General features: G+C 70.9%; 20 protein-coding genes. 10 read left to right on the plus strand and 10 right to left on the minus strand.

Annotation, left to right across the window (positions count from 1 at the left end):
- Window positions 1-102: 102 nt before the first annotated feature.
- Window positions 103-1,422, plus strand: coding sequence for an FAD-dependent oxidoreductase (locus ACZ7PG_RS17530; protein WP_470240074.1), 1,320 nt, complete (start codon window positions 103-105; stop codon window positions 1,420-1,422).
- Here the strand turns inward: ACZ7PG_RS17530 and ACZ7PG_RS17535 are convergent.
- On the minus strand, window positions 1,419-2,075 hold the full coding sequence (locus tag ACZ7PG_RS17535; protein WP_470240075.1) for a response regulator: 657 nt from the start codon (window positions 2,073-2,075) through the stop codon (window positions 1,419-1,421). The two genes, ACZ7PG_RS17530 and ACZ7PG_RS17535, sit on opposite strands and share 4 nt — an antisense overlap.
- Entirely contained in the window at window positions 2,015-3,835 is a 1,821-nt protein-coding gene (locus ACZ7PG_RS17540) for a sensor histidine kinase (protein ID WP_470240076.1), read from the minus strand. The genes ACZ7PG_RS17535 and ACZ7PG_RS17540 overlap by 61 nt, the downstream gene beginning before the upstream one ends.
- Window positions 3,836-4,004: 169 nt before the next feature.
- Between ACZ7PG_RS17540 and ACZ7PG_RS17545 the strand changes: the two genes are divergently transcribed.
- The 3 genes from ACZ7PG_RS17545 (at window position 4,005) to ACZ7PG_RS17555 (ending at window position 5,942) form a co-directional block, all read left to right on the plus strand.
- Window positions 4,005-4,718: an ABC transporter ATP-binding protein gene (locus ACZ7PG_RS17545; RefSeq protein WP_470240077.1), complete on the plus strand. Its 714-nt coding sequence runs from the start codon at window positions 4,005-4,007 to the stop codon at window positions 4,716-4,718.
- The gene (locus ACZ7PG_RS17550; RefSeq protein ID WP_470240078.1) at window positions 4,715-5,449 is read left to right on the plus strand and encodes an ABC transporter permease; all 735 of its coding nucleotides are present in this window, start codon (window positions 4,715-4,717) and stop codon (window positions 5,447-5,449) included. The genes ACZ7PG_RS17545 and ACZ7PG_RS17550 overlap by 4 nt, the downstream gene beginning before the upstream one ends.
- Before the next feature lie 100 nt (window positions 5,450-5,549).
- Window positions 5,550-5,942 (plus strand): SCO5389 family protein, encoded by a 393-nt coding sequence (locus tag ACZ7PG_RS17555; protein WP_470240079.1) that lies wholly within the window; start codon window positions 5,550-5,552, stop codon window positions 5,940-5,942.
- Window positions 5,943-5,979: 37 nt separating this feature from the next.
- On the opposite strand, the gene ACZ7PG_RS17560 is transcribed toward ACZ7PG_RS17555, so the two are convergent.
- Genes ACZ7PG_RS17560 through ACZ7PG_RS17570 form a run of 3 tightly spaced genes read right to left on the minus strand, consistent with a single transcriptional unit; the run spans window position 5,980 to window position 7,759 of the window.
- Window positions 5,980-6,474 (minus strand): protein-tyrosine phosphatase family protein, encoded by a 495-nt coding sequence (locus ACZ7PG_RS17560; RefSeq protein ID WP_470240080.1) that lies wholly within the window; start codon window positions 6,472-6,474, stop codon window positions 5,980-5,982.
- Between the two features lie 53 nt (window positions 6,475-6,527).
- The gene (locus tag ACZ7PG_RS17565; protein WP_284743404.1) at window positions 6,528-6,683 is read right to left on the minus strand and encodes a hypothetical protein; all 156 of its coding nucleotides are present in this window, start codon (window positions 6,681-6,683) and stop codon (window positions 6,528-6,530) included.
- Window positions 6,683-7,759, minus strand: a complete 1,077-nt coding sequence (locus ACZ7PG_RS17570; protein ID WP_470240081.1) for a class E sortase — start codon at window positions 7,757-7,759, stop codon at window positions 6,683-6,685. Before ACZ7PG_RS17570 ends, ACZ7PG_RS17565 begins: the two co-directional genes overlap by 1 nt.
- 182 nt (window positions 7,760-7,941) lie before the next feature.
- Between ACZ7PG_RS17570 and crgA the strand changes: the two genes are divergently transcribed.
- Window positions 7,942-8,208 (plus strand): cell division protein CrgA, encoded by a 267-nt coding sequence (crgA, locus tag ACZ7PG_RS17575; RefSeq protein ID WP_155548322.1) that lies wholly within the window; start codon window positions 7,942-7,944, stop codon window positions 8,206-8,208.
- Between the two features lie 112 nt (window positions 8,209-8,320).
- Window positions 8,321-8,698, plus strand: a complete 378-nt coding sequence (locus ACZ7PG_RS17580) for a PH domain-containing protein (RefSeq protein ID WP_470240784.1) — start codon at window positions 8,321-8,323, stop codon at window positions 8,696-8,698.
- Here ACZ7PG_RS17580 and ACZ7PG_RS17585 read toward each other — a convergent pair.
- Together ACZ7PG_RS17585 and ACZ7PG_RS17590 are read right to left on the minus strand one after the other, a co-directional pair.
- Window positions 8,695-9,660, minus strand: coding sequence for a rhomboid family intramembrane serine protease (locus ACZ7PG_RS17585; protein ID WP_470240082.1), 966 nt, complete (start codon window positions 9,658-9,660; stop codon window positions 8,695-8,697). The two genes, ACZ7PG_RS17580 and ACZ7PG_RS17585, sit on opposite strands and share 4 nt — an antisense overlap.
- A gap of 32 nt (window positions 9,661-9,692) precedes the next feature.
- Entirely contained in the window at window positions 9,693-10,217 is a 525-nt protein-coding gene (locus ACZ7PG_RS17590; RefSeq protein WP_470240083.1) for a peptidylprolyl isomerase, read from the minus strand.
- 89 nt (window positions 10,218-10,306) lie between these two features.
- Between ACZ7PG_RS17590 and ACZ7PG_RS17595 the strand changes: the two genes are divergently transcribed.
- A complete protein-coding gene (locus tag ACZ7PG_RS17595; protein WP_470240084.1) occupies window positions 10,307-10,843 on the plus strand; it encodes a hypothetical protein in 537 nt (178 codons plus the stop codon).
- Window positions 10,844-10,905: 62 nt separating this feature from the next.
- Here the strand turns inward: ACZ7PG_RS17595 and ACZ7PG_RS17600 are convergent, their stop codons facing one another.
- Together ACZ7PG_RS17600 and ACZ7PG_RS17605 are read right to left on the minus strand one after the other, a co-directional pair.
- A complete protein-coding gene (locus tag ACZ7PG_RS17600) occupies window positions 10,906-11,358 on the minus strand; it encodes a DUF6918 family protein (protein WP_470240085.1) in 453 nt (150 codons plus the stop codon).
- A 148-nt stretch (window positions 11,359-11,506) separates the two neighbouring features.
- Window positions 11,507-12,040, minus strand: a complete 534-nt coding sequence (locus ACZ7PG_RS17605; RefSeq protein ID WP_470240086.1) for a DUF2020 domain-containing protein — start codon at window positions 12,038-12,040, stop codon at window positions 11,507-11,509.
- A gap of 103 nt (window positions 12,041-12,143) precedes the next feature.
- On the opposite strand from ACZ7PG_RS17605, the gene ACZ7PG_RS17610 reads away from it, so the two are divergent.
- From ACZ7PG_RS17610 to ACZ7PG_RS17620, 3 genes are read left to right on the plus strand one after another with little or no spacing between them, the layout of a single operon-like run.
- Window positions 12,144-12,815 (plus strand): hypothetical protein, encoded by a 672-nt coding sequence (locus tag ACZ7PG_RS17610; protein WP_470240087.1) that lies wholly within the window; start codon window positions 12,144-12,146, stop codon window positions 12,813-12,815.
- Window position 12,816: 1 nt separating this feature from the next.
- Window positions 12,817-13,455 carry a pyridoxine/pyridoxamine 5'-phosphate oxidase gene (locus tag ACZ7PG_RS17615; protein ID WP_470240088.1) on the plus strand — a complete coding sequence of 213 codons (639 nt, stop codon included), beginning with the start codon at window positions 12,817-12,819 and terminating at the stop codon, window positions 13,453-13,455.
- Between the two features lie 50 nt (window positions 13,456-13,505).
- A complete protein-coding gene (locus ACZ7PG_RS17620; RefSeq protein WP_470240089.1) occupies window positions 13,506-14,633 on the plus strand; it encodes an SMP-30/gluconolactonase/LRE family protein in 1,128 nt (375 codons plus the stop codon).
- Window positions 14,634-14,834: 201 nt separating this feature from the next.
- Here ACZ7PG_RS17620 and ACZ7PG_RS17625 read toward each other — a convergent pair whose 3' ends face one another.
- Window positions 14,835-15,680: a DNA glycosylase AlkZ-like family protein gene (locus tag ACZ7PG_RS17625; protein ID WP_470240090.1), complete on the minus strand. Its 846-nt coding sequence runs from the start codon at window positions 15,678-15,680 to the stop codon at window positions 14,835-14,837.
- Between the last annotated feature and the right edge of the window lie 60 nt (window positions 15,681-15,740).

Consider the following 15,740-nt stretch of genomic DNA (forward strand, 5'->3'; position numbering starts at 1 on the left):
TTACCGGCTCCCAACCAGTGGACCGTACGGTAAATCACATTTCTAGTTAGGTGACCCTAACCTACCGTGGAGAGCGTGAGCCGATCTCTTCGCGTAGCCATCGTGGGCGCTGGACCCGCGGGCATTTACGCCGCCGACATCCTGGACAAGTCCGACGCCGACGTGACGATCGACCTCTTCGAGCGCATGCCGGCGCCCTTCGGGTTGATCCGCTACGGCGTGGCACCCGACCACCCGCGCATCAAGGGCATCGTCACGGCGCTGCACAAGGTGCTCGACAAGCCGAACATCCGCCTGCTGGGCAACATCGACTACGGCACCGACATCAAGCTCGACGAGCTGCGCGAGTTCTACGACGCGGTGGTCTTCTCGACCGGCGCGTCCGCCGACCGCGAGCTCGACATCCCGGGCATCGACCTGGACGGCAGCCACGGCGCCGCGGACTTCGTCTCCTGGTACGACGGCCACCCGGACGTGCCGCGCACCTGGCCGCTGACCGCGTCTTCGGTCGCGGTCCTCGGGGTCGGCAACGTGGCGTTGGACGTCGCGCGGATCCTGGCCAAGACGGCCGACGAGCTGCTGACCACGGACATCCCGGAGAACGTCCACCAGGGCCTCAAGAGCAGCCCGATCACCGACGTGCACGTGTTCGGCCGCCGCGGCCCGGCCCAGGCGAAGTTCACGCCGCTGGAGCTGCGCGAGCTGGACCACTCGCCGAACGTCGAGGTCATCGTGGCCCCGGAGGACATCGAGTTCGACGACGGCAGCATCGCGGCGCTGCGCGCGTCGAAGCAGATCGACATGGTCGTGAAGACGCTGCAGGAGTGGGCGATCCGCGAGCCGGGCACCCGGCAGCGACGGCTGCACCTGCACTTCTTCCACTCCCCCTCGGAAGTTCTCGGCGAAGACGGCCGGGTCGTCGGCCTGCGGACCGAGCGCACCGAGCTGACCGGCGACGGGAACGTGCGCGGCACGGGCGAGTTCCACGAGTGGGACGTCCAGGCGGTGTACCGCGCGGTCGGGTACCTGTCGTCACACCTGCCGGAGCTCCCGTTCGACCACGTCGCCGGCGTGGTGCCGAACCAGGCCGGCCGCGTGCTGGACCTGGACGAGAACCAGCTCCCCGGCGTGTACGTGACCGGCTGGATCAAGCGCGGCCCGGTGGGCCTCATCGGCCACACGAAGGGCGACGCGGCGGAGACGATCGCGAGCCTGCTGTCGGACGCGGACACCCTCTCCGCCCCGAAGTTCGCGTCCCCGGACGCGATCCTCGACTTCCTGGCGGCGCGCGGAATCCCGTTCACGACCTGGGAAGGCTGGGGCAAGCTCGACGCGCACGAGAAGTCGCTGGGCCTGGCCGCGGGCCGCGAGCGCATCAAGGTCGTGGAGCGCGAAGAGATGACGCGGGTTTCGCGCGGCTAACCGGCACCGAGGTACGCCAGAACGGCGAGCACACGGCGGTTGCTGTCATCCGAAGCCGAGATGCCGAGCTTCTGGAAGATGTTCGCCGTGTGCTTGCCGACCGCGCCTTCGCTGAAGTGCAGCCGGGCGGCGATCGCCGCGTTCGAGCAGCCCTCCGCCATCAGGCCGAGTACCTCACGCTCGCGGGGCGTCAACGCCGCCAGCGGGTCGGATGCGTTGCCCGCCACCAGTTTCGCGATCACCTCGGGGTCCATCACCGTGCCGCCGGCCGCGACCCGGCGGACCGCGTCGATGAACTGGTCGGCGTTGAACACCCGGTCCTTCAGCAGGTAGCCGATCGCGCCCGTGCCGTCGGCCAGCAGCTCGCGCGCGTACAGCTGCTCGACGTGCTGGGACAGCACCAAGATCGGCAGCCCGGGGATCTCCCGGCGGGCGGCCAGCGATACCTGCAGGCCCTCGTCCGTGTTCGTCGGCGGCATCCGGACGTCCACAATGGACACTTCGGGGCGGTGCTCGCGCAAGGCCGCCGCCAGTTCCGGGCCGCTGCCGACCGCCGCGACGACGTCGAAGCCGTGTGCCGCAAGCAGATGCGTCAGGCCGTCTCGGAGGAGGTACTGGTCTTCGGCGACGACGGTTCTGGGTCGATCTGGCACGGGATCTCCACGGTCGCCCTCGTCGGCCCGCCGATCGGGCTGGTCAGGGTCAACCTACCGTCGAAGCCGCCCAGCCTGCGCTCGATCCCGCGCAGTCCCGAACCGAGCGCCGGGTTCGCTCCCCCCTTGCCGTCGTCGGTGACCACGATCGTCAGCTGGTCGTCGGCGAACCCGACGTCGATCGTCACCCGTCCCGCGCCGTGCTTCGCCGCGTTGCCCAGCAGCTCCGACACCGCGAAGTACGTGCACGCCTCCACCGGCTCCTCGATGCGCCCCGGCAGCGAGCCCGTGACCTGCGCCTTCAGCGGGCTGTCCAAAGCCAGCGCGCGGACGGCGTCCAGCAGCCCGCGCTCGGACAGCACCGGCGGGTGGATGCCGCGGATCAGCACCCGCAGCTCGGTGAGCGCCTCCGACGACGCCGCGCGCAGCTCGGCGGCGAGCCGCTTCGCCGCCGCCGGGTCGGTGTCCACCAGCGCCTCGACCGCGCCAAGCTTCATCCCCATGGCGACCAGCCGCGACTGGATGCCGTCGTGCAGGTCGCGTTCGATCCGCCGCAGCTCCGCCGCCTGCGTGACCGTGACGTCCGTGCGCGTCTGCTTCAGCCGTTCCACGCGCTGGGCGAGCCGCGTCGCGTCCGTCGGCCCCAGCCAGATCCGCGCGAAGCGGGCCTGCTGCCGGGCCAGCCAGGTCGTCGGCATCAGGCCGACGACGACCATCGCCAGCATGGCCGGGGTCTCCGCGAGTGCGCCCAGGTGCGTCGACACTTCGGGCAGCGGGAACCACTCGACCGGCGACGAGACGAACGGCCGCCACACCCAGAGTGCGGCGAGGCCGACGACCCCCCGGCTGACCAGCGTGACCGTCGGCAGGATGAGGACCAGCGAAACCAGCGGGAAGAGCAGGCTGCCGGCGAGGTCTCGCCATGTGGCACGGTCCCGGTAGACCCATCGTGTGCGGGCGTGCTGGAGCGGCCAGAACGGCTCCTCGTACAGCTGGTTGCCGGCCTGGTAAAGCCCGTCGGGGCGGGGTACTGGCAACCCCGGCGGCGGCAGGTACGGGCGCGCGATCGACACGCCCGTCCATTTGCCGGCCTCCCTGCGCAGCGTGTCCGTGATCGTCCGGTTCGCCAGCACGACCGGCGTGGCCACCGGCATGAGGAAGACCATGACGAACAGCTGGACGATCGCGAAGACCAGCTGCACCAGCGAAACCGCAAACAACCCGACCTGGAGACCGAGCGATTCGACGTGCCGGTGCAGCCAACTCTTGCGCGGCTCGACGGGCGGCCGGGGGCCGAGCCACCAGCGGGTCCATCGGCCGTAGCCGCGCAGCACCACCGGGCCGCCGAGCAGGACGGCCACCGGCAGCAGCAGCGTGACCAGCGGGTTCACCAGCTGCCAGGTGAACTCGCGCCCCGCCGCCGGGTCCTCCAGTGCCCACGTCAGCCGGTGCTGCCAGCGGACCCAGAACGCGCGCTTGTAGAGCTGGTTGCCGTCGCGGTACCAGCCGTCGCGTTCGCGGACCGGTTCCGGCGGCTCGGGCTGGTACGGCGCCGCGATCGCGATGCCGCACCAGCGCTCGGCCAGGGTCCGCGCCACCCTCGATCGGCCACGCGTCCATTCGACCGCGGGACCGAGGAAGAAGACCAGCCCGACGCACAGCAACGCGAAGGCGATCGCTTCGACCAGCACGTCGAACCAGCTGACCAGCGCCAGCCCGGCCAGCGCGCAGGCCCGCCCGAGGGCACGCAGGTACGTCATCCGGCACCTCCTTCCCCCGGGATCTTCGCCGGACGACCCGTGCGCGCGCACTGCCCGAAGCCCCACGACCAGGGTGGGCCCAGCCCCACCCCCGCTTCAGCAAAACCCTACTTGAGCTGGGGATTCAGCGTCATTCTGCGCGGCGCCGAACCTTCGTAACTTGGTCCCCATGCCACTCATCGAAGTCACCGACCTCCGCAAGAGCTACGGCTCCCGGGTCGCGGTCGACGGCGTTTCCTTCACCGTCGAGCGCGGCGAAATCTTCGGCATCCTCGGCACGAACGGCGCCGGGAAGACCACCACGGTCGAATGCCTGCAGGGTCTCCGCCAGGCCGACGGCGGCCGGATCTCCGTCCTCGGCCTCGACCCGGCGACCGACCGCGCCGCGCTGACCCGCCGCGTCGGCGTCCAGCTGCAGGAGAGCCGGCTGCCGGCGAAGCTGCGGGTGCGGGAGGCGCTGGAGCTGTTCGCGTCCTTCTACCCGGACCCGGCCGACGTCGACGTCCTGCTCGACCGGCTCGACCTGCGCGACCACTCGCGCAGCTACTTCGGGAAGCTGTCCGGCGGCCAGAAGCAACGCGTGTCGATCGCCTTGGCACTGGTGGGCAACCCCGAACTGGCCATCCTCGACGAGCTGACCACCGGGCTCGACCCGCACGCCCGCCGCGAGACGTGGCGGCTGGTCGAAGGCGTGCGTGCCACCGGCGTCACCGTCCTGCTGGTCACCCACTTCATGGACGAGGCCGAGCGGCTCTGCGACCGCGTCGCGATCTTCGACGCCGGACGCGTGGTCGCCACTGGCACCCCGACCGAGCTCCGCGCCGCGGCCGGAGCCTCCACTTTGGACGACGCGTTCGTCTCGCTCACGAGGAGCACCCTGTGAACACCTTCGCCAAGATCACCGCCACCGAGGCGAAACTCTTCCTCCGCACGCCGTTCATGGCCATCGCGGGCATCCTGCTGCCGGCCGCGGTACTGCTCGCGGTCGGCGCCATCCCGGGCATGACGGAACCCAGCCCGGCCGCCGGCGGCGCCCGGTTCATCGACGCCTGGGTGCCGTCGGTGATCGTCATCAGCCTCGCGATGCTGGCGCTGCAGTCGATCCCGGGCGCCGTCGCGACCTACCGCGAGCAAGGCGTGCTGCGGCGGCTGTCCACGACGCCGGTGCACCCGGCGAACCTGCTGGGCGCGCAGCTGCTGATCCACGTCGTGGTCGCGCTGGCGGGCATCGGCCTGACGCTGGGCGTGGCCAACGCGGCCTACGACGTCCCGATGCCGAAGCACCCGCTGCTGTTCCTGCTGACGCTGTTGCTCGGCACGGTCTCGATGTTCTCGTTCGGCCTGCTGGCGGCGGCGGTCGCCCGGACGGCCAAGTCCGCCGGCGCGTTCGCGATGGTCGCGTTCCTGCCGACGATGTTCTTCGGTGGCGTGTACCTGCCGCGGCCGCTGCTGCCGGCGGTCCTGCGACGGATCGGCGACTACGTCCCGCCGGGGACGCAGCCGCTGCAGGACACCTGGGTCGGCACCGGCGTGCAGCCGCTGCAGCTGGTCGTGCTGGGTGCTTTCGCGGTGGTCGGCACGGCGCTGGCCGCTCGCCTGTTCCGCTGGGAGTGACCGGCCCTTCCGCCATAATGGTGATGATCATCGTTTTCTCTTGTGGCGGAGCGACGCGGCCGGTAGCCAGGAGAGTGGCCCTGCTCAAACTGGAGGTTCGATGTCCCTGGACGTGTCACCCGCGCTACTGGAGAAGGCCGAGCGCGGGGAGGTCACCGACGCCGAGTTCGTCACCTGCGTCAAGGAATCCCTGCCCTACGCCTGGGAGGTCATCACGGGCGTCATCGCCGACGCCGACGGCGCGGCCGACGGTTTCGCCGACAACGAGACGCCGCCACCGAGCGAAGCCGCCCGCGGCCAGCTGCTGCGGGCACTGGCCTCGGACGCGATCCGCGGCGGCCTCGAGCGCCACTTCGGCGTCAAGCTGGCCTTCCAGAACTGCCACCGGGTCGCCGTGTTCAAGAACTCCGAGCTCGACGGCGACCGGTACCGCGCGTTCGTCTCGCCGCGCGGCCAGCTGCTCAACCAGAGCCCGGAGCTGCGGGACTGCTAGCCGGCCCTCCGGCGCACCCCCGGTGCGCCGGAGGCCCTCAGTACCCGAGCCCGACCAGCAGGCGCGCGGTCGGCAGCCCGCTCTCGAGGTACTGCACGAACAGCTCGTTGTGGAGCGCCCACGGCGACCGCCGCCGCCGGATCAGCGCGATCGCCTCCGGCAGGCCGAGCCCCAGCCCGACGAGCGCCTGCGCGACGACCAGGCCCGACCGGTTGAGCCCCGCGTGGCAGCGCACGAGCGTCGACCGCCCCGCGCGGACCGCTTCGGTGGCGAGCACCGCGAACCGCTCGACATCGGCGATCTGCGCCTCGCTCAACGGCCCGTCCGGCATCTCGGCGAAGTGGTGCTCGACGCCGGGCGGCGGGCCGTGCCCGTCACGCTGGTAGAGGCTGAGCACGAGGTCGAATTCGCGCCCGACGACGACCGGCTCCTCGCCCGCCCGGACGTGCCCGCCCATCCACAGGTGCGGCCGGATCTCGTTCCACGAGTCTTCCGGCGGCGAGTTGTCGCGGTCCTTCTGACGTGTCTTCACGGCGGCCCCTCTCCCGAGAGGGGAAACGGACCGCGCGCCCGGCGGGTTCCGGCTCAGTTGACCGCGACCTCGTTGAACCACAGGCGCGGCTCCAGCCACGGGAACACCACGAACATCAGCAGCGCCACGACGCCGAGGGCCAGGACCACCGCGATCGTCAGCTTGACCGCGAACGGGCCAGGGAACTTCCGCCAGAGCCACCCGTACATCAGGCCTCCCCGATCTTCGAGAGCAGGTCGCCGTAGTCCTTGACCTGGTTCTTCGGCACCTGCTGGGTCAGCACCGACGTGATGATGAGCCGCTGCTGGGCGGAGAACTGCGGGTGGCACGTGGTGAGCGTGAGCAGCGCGGCCTGCTGGGCCTTCGGCAGCGTGTCGGCGCCCTTGTACGGGACCGGGTTCACCGCGGTGCCTTGGCTGGGCAGCACGACCTTGCGGCCGAACGTCTCGTCGTAGGCACCGCCGTCTTCGGCGTTCGGGTCGCGGAGGGTCGAGACGCCCTTGCACTTCGGGTCGGCTCCCTTGCCGCCGGCCCAGTTCTCGATCTCGTCGTCGTAGGGCAGGACCTTGTAGATGTAGAAGTCGGTCGAAGTCTCGATCACGATCTGGTCACAAGAGGAGAGGTTGTCCAGGTCGTTGAACGGGGCGCCCTTGCCGACGCGGTGGCCGGCGACGGCGAAGTTGCCGGGCTCGCCGGGCAGCGACGTGCCCTTGTAGTGGCCGGGCCCGACCTCCAGGGAGGCGTCGTCGGTGCCCTCCTGGATCGTGAAGTTGTAGTCGACGCCGAACTCCGGGATGTGGATCCGGGCGAACGCCTTGCCGTCGATCAGCTCGGGGTGCAGCGTGCGGTCGTGCGCCCAGTCGCCGTCGAGCTGGTCGCTCGCCTCGGACTGCTTGCCCGCCGAGAACAGGTCGGTCACGTACAGCTCGTAGACCATGAACAACAGCACGACCAGGCCCAGCGTGATGAGGATTTCGCCGGCCGTCCGGATGGCGACGCCACCCTTGCCCAGCGGCGCGGGCGGCGGCTTTTCCGCGGTCGCGGTGCCCCCCTTGCCGACCGGCGCGAACACGACCGTCTCCTCGGCCGAACCCGGCGGCGGAGTGGGGCTGGTGTAGCGGCGGCGGGCCGGCGGCGGTCCCTGCTGAGGGCGCCGGGGCGGCTGTCCCTGGGGCTGGCGGGGCGGCACCTGGCCGCGCGGGGGCGTGGCGGGACGGCGCTGGGGTACCGGACGTTGCCCGGGGTGTCTGCGCCGGTCGTCATCCGGTTCTTCGCGCGTAGTCACGCAAGCTCCTCTCAAGCCGCGTCCGACACTTGGTGACCCCGACGTCACGGTACGGGAAATCCGACCACTCCCGGCCGCTGCTTTCCTGCGGTCGTTTACGTTAACGTGTGCACGTGGCGCTGGTTGCGCACCCCGAGCGGGTCATCGCCACCGACCAGCCCGAACAGCACCGCGAGGAACAGATGCCCAAGTCCAAGGTCCGCAAGAAGACGGCTTACACCCCGCCTGCCGACCGGCGCACGCCGGTGAAGGTGCGGGCAGCCGGTCCCACCGGTCTCGCCTGGAAGATCCCGATGTTCGGGCTGATGCTCGTGGGCCTGATCTGGCTGCTGGTGAACTACATCGCCGGGGACAAGATCTCCTGGATGGCCGACCTGGGCAACTGGAACTTCGCCGGCGGGTTCGCGCTGATGATCGCGGGTCTCCTCATGACTATGCGCTGGCGCTGATTATTACTCCGAATGGCGGCTTGACGCCGAATTACACCGGTGTGACTCATCCCCAGTGTGGATAACCCCTGTGGATAACTACCCCACCTCGTGGGCGCCGCGGCAGGCCCTTGTGGTATCGGCATGGGCGGTCACCGCGCTGCTGCTCGTCGGCGTGGTGGCCGACGCGCTGACCGGCGACCGCGGCGGCCTGGTGCTGTTCGCCGTCGCCACGGTGGCCGCCGGCGCGTTCGCCGCCCATTCGACGCTCGTCCGGCCCCGGCTGGCCGCCGACACCGAGGGACTGGTCGCCCGGACCCTCGGCGGCACGCACCGGCTGCCGTGGGCCCAGACCCGCACGCGGCTGCGCACCACCCGCCGGCTGGGCCGCGACGGCGTCACGCTCGAGATCGAGCACGACGACCAGCTCTACGTCTTCGGGTGGCTCGACCTCGGCGAAGACCCTCGCGACGTCATGGACGTGCTCAGCACGCTCCGGGCGCGGAGCTAGCCGCCGCAGGTGTAGTACAGGCCCTGGCGGTACTGGACGAACTGGCAGGTCTCCGGCGGGAACTGCGAGCCCTTGTAGATCATCAGGCCGATGAGCGCGACGGCGATGATCCCGATGCCGATCGCCTGGTAGCGCGCCTGGTTGACCTGCGGCGCGTAGAGCAGCGCGACGGTGAGCAGGGCCCCGGTCACCAGCCCGCCGATGTGCCCGTAGATCGAGATGCCCGGGATGCCGAACGTGATGAACGCGTTCAGCGCGAGCGTGATGATCAGGCCGGTGGGGTTCAGGCGCAGCTTCAGCACGGTGACCGCGTAGGCGCCCATCAGGCCGAACAGCGCCCCGGATGCGCCGGCCGTGCCGGGGAACTCGCCGGGGTTGCCGAACAGCAGCACGGCCGCCGAGGCGCCGAGCATCGAGACGAAGTAGAGCGCCAGGTAGCGGCTGCGGCCGCAGACCTGCTCCAGTGACCGGCCCATCATCCACAGCGAGAACATGTTGACCGCGATGTGGATGGGTCCGTAGTGCAGGAACCCGTTGGTCAGGACGCGCCACCACTCGCTGTGGCCGAGGGTCGCGTCGCCGTAGAGGCTGGCGTGCTGGAAGACCGATGCCAGTTCGTTGTCGTTCAGGCTGCCGGACTGGACGACCGTGATCAGGAAGACCAGGACGTTCACCGCGAGGATGGCCTGGGTGACGAGCACCGACTGGGACAGCCGCGCACCGAAGACGGTGCGCTGGCCGAACCCGGCTTCCTGGTAGCCGCGGTGCTGACGGCGTTGCTGCTGGCTGCCGCTGTGCACGCAGTCGGTGCACTGGAAGCCGACGGGGGCTTCGCGCAGGCAATCCGGGCAGGCCGGACGCCCGCACCGGGAGCAGCTCAGCCCGGTCGGGCGGTTCGGGTGCCACCAGCACCCGGGGAGGGCGGCTTGTGGTTCGGCGGCGGGGTTCGGCGGTTGGCTCACGATGAGAACCAACCTACCGAAACCTGACCGGCTCAGCCCTCGTGGTCGATCGTGACCTTCTCGATGACGACGTCGGACAGCGGACGGTCCGCCGGCCCGGTCGAGGTGCGGCCGATCGCGTCGACGACGTTGCGCGACTCCTGGTCGGCCACCTCACCGAAGATCGTGTGCCGGAAGTTCAGGTGGGTGGTCGGCGCGACGGTGATGAAGAACTGCGAGCCGTTCGTGCCGGGCCCGGCGTTCGCCATGGCCAGCAGGTACGGCTTGCTGAACTGCAGCTCCGGGTGGAACTCGTCGCCGAACTTGTAGCCGGGGCCGCCGCGGCCGGTGCCGGTCGGGTCGCCGCCCTGCAGCATGAAGCCGTCGATGACCCGGTGGAAGATCGAACCGTCGTAGAAGGGGCCGGAGTTCGTGCCCGCCGCGTTCGGCTGGGTGTACTCCTTGGTGCCTTCCGCCAGCCCGACGAAGTTCGCGACCGTCTTCGGCGCGTGGTCGGGGAGCAGGTTCAGGTTGATGTCACCCTGGTTGGTGTGCAGCGTAGCTTTCACGAGTCTCATCGTGCCATCAGCAGCGGGCGGCGGCGAAAAGGGGCACGATAGGTTACGGGTAACAGAGCAGTGTCAAAACGAATGATGAGGTGAAGTCCATGTCCCGGGCGACAGCCCAGGCCGCCGAGACCGCCGACAAACTCGTCTCCGAGGGCGTCAAGCACGGCCGGCGCGCGCAGAAGCAGCTCGCGAAGAAGACCGAGCTCACCCGCAAGGAGCTCAAGAAGAGCTCGAAGGCCGCTCGCCAGGAGGCCCTCGCCCGGCTTTCCGAGCTGCGCAAGCCGGGTCGCAAGGCGAAGAAGGCCGCCATCAAGGCCGCGAAGGCGGCCGGTGAGTCGAAGCGCCGCGGCAAGAAGGACTTCAAGTCCGCGAAGAAGGACTTCGCCGCTGCCTTGGTCGAGGCGAAGGCCGCAGCCAAGGGGACGCGCAGCCGTCGCCGCTGGCCGTGGCTGCTCGGCCTGGTCGTGGTCGGTGCCGGTGCCGCCTACGTCCTCCGCTCGAAGCAGGAGCCCCCGGTCGCGCCCGCGCCGCCGAAGGCCACCCCGCCCGCGCCGAAGCCCGCCGAAGCGGCGAAGCCGAGCCCGCAGGCGAACGGCAAGGCGCCGTCCCCGGCGCCCGCCGAGAAGAAGAACTGAGCGCGACGCGAAGAGGCCCCCGGCGTGCACCGGGGGCCTCTTCAGTCGTGCCTTGAGCCGGATCAGGCGTTGGCGGCGTGCTTGTCGACCAGCGCGCCGAGGCGGGGCAGCGCCTCTTCGACGTTCTTCTTGCCGTTCGGGCGCAGCTTGCCGTAGACCTTCTTGATGCTGTCACGGCTGCTGCGCTCCGCGCGCGAGTCGGTGACGCTCAGCAGCGCGTCGGAAGCCTCGTCCGAGCGGCTGGTCAGGTAGGCACCGAAGTCGTTGCCGCCCTGGGCCCGGTAGTCGCCGTAGAACGGCTCGAGCGCGCCCACGAAGTCCGGCAGCAGCGTGTCGACGGCCGAGGGGATGATGCCCGGCTTGATCTTCTTGACCGCGGCGAAGCCGGTCTTGACGACGGCACCCGAGACGCCGCCCTTGTCGGAGACCTCGGCGTCGACGAGGGTCTCGAAGTCGGTCACGACGGCCGGGCGACGGCCGGAGTCGAGCAGGATTTCCTTGAGGGTGTCAGCCACGATCTAGTCCTTTGTCGTTGCAGATTTTGTGCCCGTCCCCCGGGGGTGGGGATCCCCCGATGGCTGCGGTGCGCGAGTCCACGAAGCCTGCGCGTGACGCACAGGGTAATACAAGATCAACATCACTCACCCGTGTGGAGCCCGCTACCTAGAGCTTCAGGGCAGCGATAGCCTTCTTGACCACTGTGCGTGCTTTAACGCTCTGCTTTTGGTTAGTGGTCGCGATGACCGCCGCGGACCCCTTCGCGACCGCGTAAACGGCCCCGTCGTCGGTCGACTCGTACCCGCCCTTCCAGCCGGTCGGGTCGCTCGCCGGGTTGGACGAATCGACCGGCGCCACCTTGTTGACCAGCGCCGTCGCCGTCTTCGCGTCCCCGACGTACACCCGGACGGTGAGCTGGATCTTCCCGTCCGGGCGGTAGAAGAAGCACGCCGGGTGCGGCTTGTCCGCCGACACCCGCACCTTCGAGACGTGCTGCCCGTTCGAGTCGGCCACGAACTCACTGGCGAGGTACGGGCAGTCCTCGGTCGCGGCCGGCTGGGGATCCGGCGGCAGCTCCGAACCCGCGGCCGCGCCGGTGGACACCGACGGCGGGCTGGGGGTCGCGGTACCGGACACGAGGGAGGGGCCGCAGCCGGCCAGCAGCACCACGGCGGGCGCGAGAAGTACGAGTCGTCGCATAGCGCGCACAGTCAACCATGAAGCGTGTGTGAAAACCGCTGGCTGAACTCGACGTGACCGCCGGTCGTGCGACGATGGCGTTCTCAGTGAGGGAGGTCCCGGCTTGCTTACCCCCGAGCAGTACCTCGGCGTGGTGGCCGAGCGCATCCAGCGCTCCGGCGGCAACCTCGGCTCCGTGCCGATCGGCCCGGCGACGGCGGTGGCCGGCCTGTTCGCCGAGTCGGTGATGCTCTCGATGATGAACTACTGCGTCATCGCCGCGCCCGTGCCCGAGGTCAGCGCGGCCGCGCTGTACGACTTCACCGGCCGCGCCACGCAGTACGCGCGCGCGAACCTGGTCGGCACCATGGGCTGGACCGCGGCGTCGGTCGTCATCGCCGGGCTCGTCGGCCGGCAGGTGTACCCGGACGCCGCGCAGGCCGCGTCGGCGAAGACGAGCAACCAGTTCGGCGGCGAGACGCGGATGGTCGCCGTGGACCTCACGGCCGGGCAGACGTACGCGTTCACCGGCGGGAAGATGTGGGGTGCCGCGATGCACGGCGCGATCCGGGCCAAGCTGACGTTCTGCTTCCCGCCGCCCGCCGAGGCTTACCAGCAGGTGCAGTGGCAGCAGGCACAGCAACAGCCGCCGCAGCCGCAGGTTCCGCCGCCGCCCGGCTGGCAGCAGCAGCCGCCCATGGCCGCGCCGCCGGTGCCGCCCCCGCCGTACGCCGGGCAGGCCGGCCCGCAGCCGCCCGTCTACCCGCCGCCGGGACAGCCGCCGTACGGTTACTGACATGGTGCGGTTGCGCGGCTGGCCCTCGTTCCCCGAAGAACTTCCCGTGTTCACGCCGGAAACAGCGGCTGCCGACCCGCAGACGCTCTTCGTCGAGTGGCTGACCGAAGCCGGTGAGCACGTGCTGGCACCGCACGCCGTCACACTGTCCACAGTGGATTCCGACGGCGCGCCGGACGCGCGGGTGGTGATCCTCAAGGACGTCGGCCCGGCCGGCTGGGCGGTCGCCACCAGCTCGGAAAGCCCGAAGGGGCTGCAGCTGCGAAAGGATCCCCGTGCGGCGCTGACGTTTTTCTGGCCCGGGCGAGGCCGTCAGGTCCGGCTGCGCGGCCCGGTGTCCCCCGCGGCGCCCGAGGTGTCCGCGGCGGACTTCCTGGCCCGGCCGCCCGCCTCGCGCGTCGAGGCGTTCATCGGGCACCAGTCCCAGGTGCTGCACGACCCGGCAGACCTCGACGCGGCGGCCGCGGAAGCGGAGCGCTGGGTCTCGGAAAACCCGGACACGGCCCCGGAAACGTGGACGCGGTACCTCGTCGACCCGGACGAGGTCGAGTTCTGGCAGGCGAGCCACGACCGCAGGCACGTGCGGCTGCGGTACCGGAAGTCCGACGGCGGCTGGGTCCGCGAGCGCCTCTGGCCTTGACGGACCCGGCGCGGCGCAGTAGGCAGGAATCCGACAAAACGGAGGCCCGCATGCGCCGAACCGTCGTCCTCGCCGTCACCGCCGTGCTGTCCGCGGGGTTGTTGGCCGGCGCTTCGGCCGGTGAAACCTCGCCGTCGCGGCACCCCGCTGTCTTCGAGACGGTGTTCGCGTCCCCACTAGGGATCGAAGGTCTGACCACCGACGGCCGCGGCAACCTCTACGCGCCGGCCCGCGGCGCCGACCCGTGCCCGGTTTACCGCGTCGCGGCCACCGGGGGCCCGGCCGCGGTCGTCGGCACGATCCCGGCGCCGTGCAACCCCGCCGGGCTCACGTTCGACCGCCGCGGCCGGCTGTACGTCGCGAACGGCGAGACCGTGGTGTCGTTCGTGCCGGACGCGGCGAACCCACCGGCGGCGACGGTGTTCACGAGCGGCGTCCCGGGCGCGAACGGCCTCGCGTTCGACCGGTCGGGCGCGCTCTGGATCTCCGACGGCGGGACCGGCCAGGGCCGGGTCTGGCGAGCGGGCACGGACGGCGTCGCGCTCGAACAGTTCCGCGTGCAGCCGCTGGTCAGCGACGTCATCGCCGGCGGGATCGGCCGGGACGTGCGCGGCCTGCCGCCCGGCACGGTCACCATCACGCCGAACGGCCGGACCGCGGCGGATACCGCGGGCTCGCAGCACATCGTCGCCAACGGCCTGGCGTTCACCGCGGACGGCACACTGCTGGTGGCGGACACGGCACGCGGCGCGCTCTGGCGCGTGCCGATGGACCGCACCGGCCGCCCGCGCGCGTCGACCGGCTGCGACGTCGCGTTCCCGGCGAACACGCTCTGCCTGGACGACCTCGAGGTGCAGCACCCGTACCTCGAAGGTGCCGACGGGATCGTCCTCGACCGCGCGGGCAACGTCTGGACGGCGGCGAACGAGCGCAACGCGATCGTGCTGGCCCGCCGCGACGGCCGCGTCGTCGAGTACTTCCGCAACCCGGCCGACGCGACGTCGAAGCTGCGCAACGCCGGGCCGCTGGAGTTCCCGACCAGCCCGGTGCTGCTCCCGGACGGCCGCCTGTGCGTCACGAACTCCGACGGCAACCGCCGTGACAACGCGCCGAACACGGCAGGCGAAGCGAACCCCACGGGTCCGGTGCGGGGGAAGATCTCCTGCGTCAAGCCCTGAGCGCGGCCAGGCGCGGCGCCCGGGACTTCGGCGAGTCGAGGCTGAAGCTGCGGGCGTCGCCGAGGTCGTCGCGGACGAACTCCTCGGTCGCGGCGACCGCGTCGCGCAGTGCGTCGTCCTCTTCGCCGAAGAAGCGGTAGACGATCTTCCCGGCGTCGACGTCGAACTCCCACAGCCCGGCGATCCGGCCGCGGTCGACGATCAGGTGGCACGGCGGATCCGCTTCGGCGCCGAGCGTGGCTTTCCCGCCGGGTGCGGGCCGTCGCGCGTCGGCCGGATCGAGCAGGCGCGGCAGGTCGCGGCGCAGCAGGTGGATGCCGTCGATCCCGGCGACGAGCGCGTAAGACGGTTGGCCGTCGCCACCACGGTCCGTCCGGAAAACCAGCGGAAGTGCTTGAGCGACGCCGGCGCGGCCCAGGCGAAGTACCGCCGGGCCAGCTCGGCGTCCACATCGGACGGTGCGGGGCGGGGCTCCCACCGGACGTAGCCGTAGCGCTGCTGGTCGAGCCGTCCGTTGACCGGCACCCGCCGGATGTCGCCGCGCGCCTGGAGCAGGCCGAGCGCGAGCGGCAAGGTCGTGCTGACGCCACGCTTCTTGCCGGCGTCGCCGAGGTTGCGGACGGCGTCGCCCGCCGCGGCCCGGAGCTTCGCCGGGTCGAGCGGCTCGGTTCCGAGGACGCCGAGGACGACTTCGCAGAGCTTGTCGATCTCGATGCGCGTCACGCCGAGGTGCTTCTCCGCGGCCGCGAGCTCCCCTTCGGGCGCACCCGCACCGGCGGCCAGCCCGAGCGCGAAATCGGCCTCGGGCAGGACGTACGTGCAGCCCCGCGCCGACGGGAGTTCGTGGACGGCGAGCCGGGCGACGTCGGCGTCCACCGCCTCGCGGCGCAGGCCGGCGCGGGCGAAGAGGCCGAGGTAGGGTGCAGAACCGCCGACCGAGCGGGCCCAGCCGGTCCGTTCGAGGACTTCGGCCGCCGACGCGCCGCGGAGGGTGCCGTCGAGGCCCTGCCGGTGGGCCCACCAGGCTCGCAGCCGCGCTGTCGTCATGCGGGCAAGTATGGCCGTTCGGGGGTATGCGGCGCCCGGGTGAGTGTGGCGATGATGGAT

The sequence above is a fragment of the Amycolatopsis sp. NPDC114504 genome, from assembly GCF_055633595.1.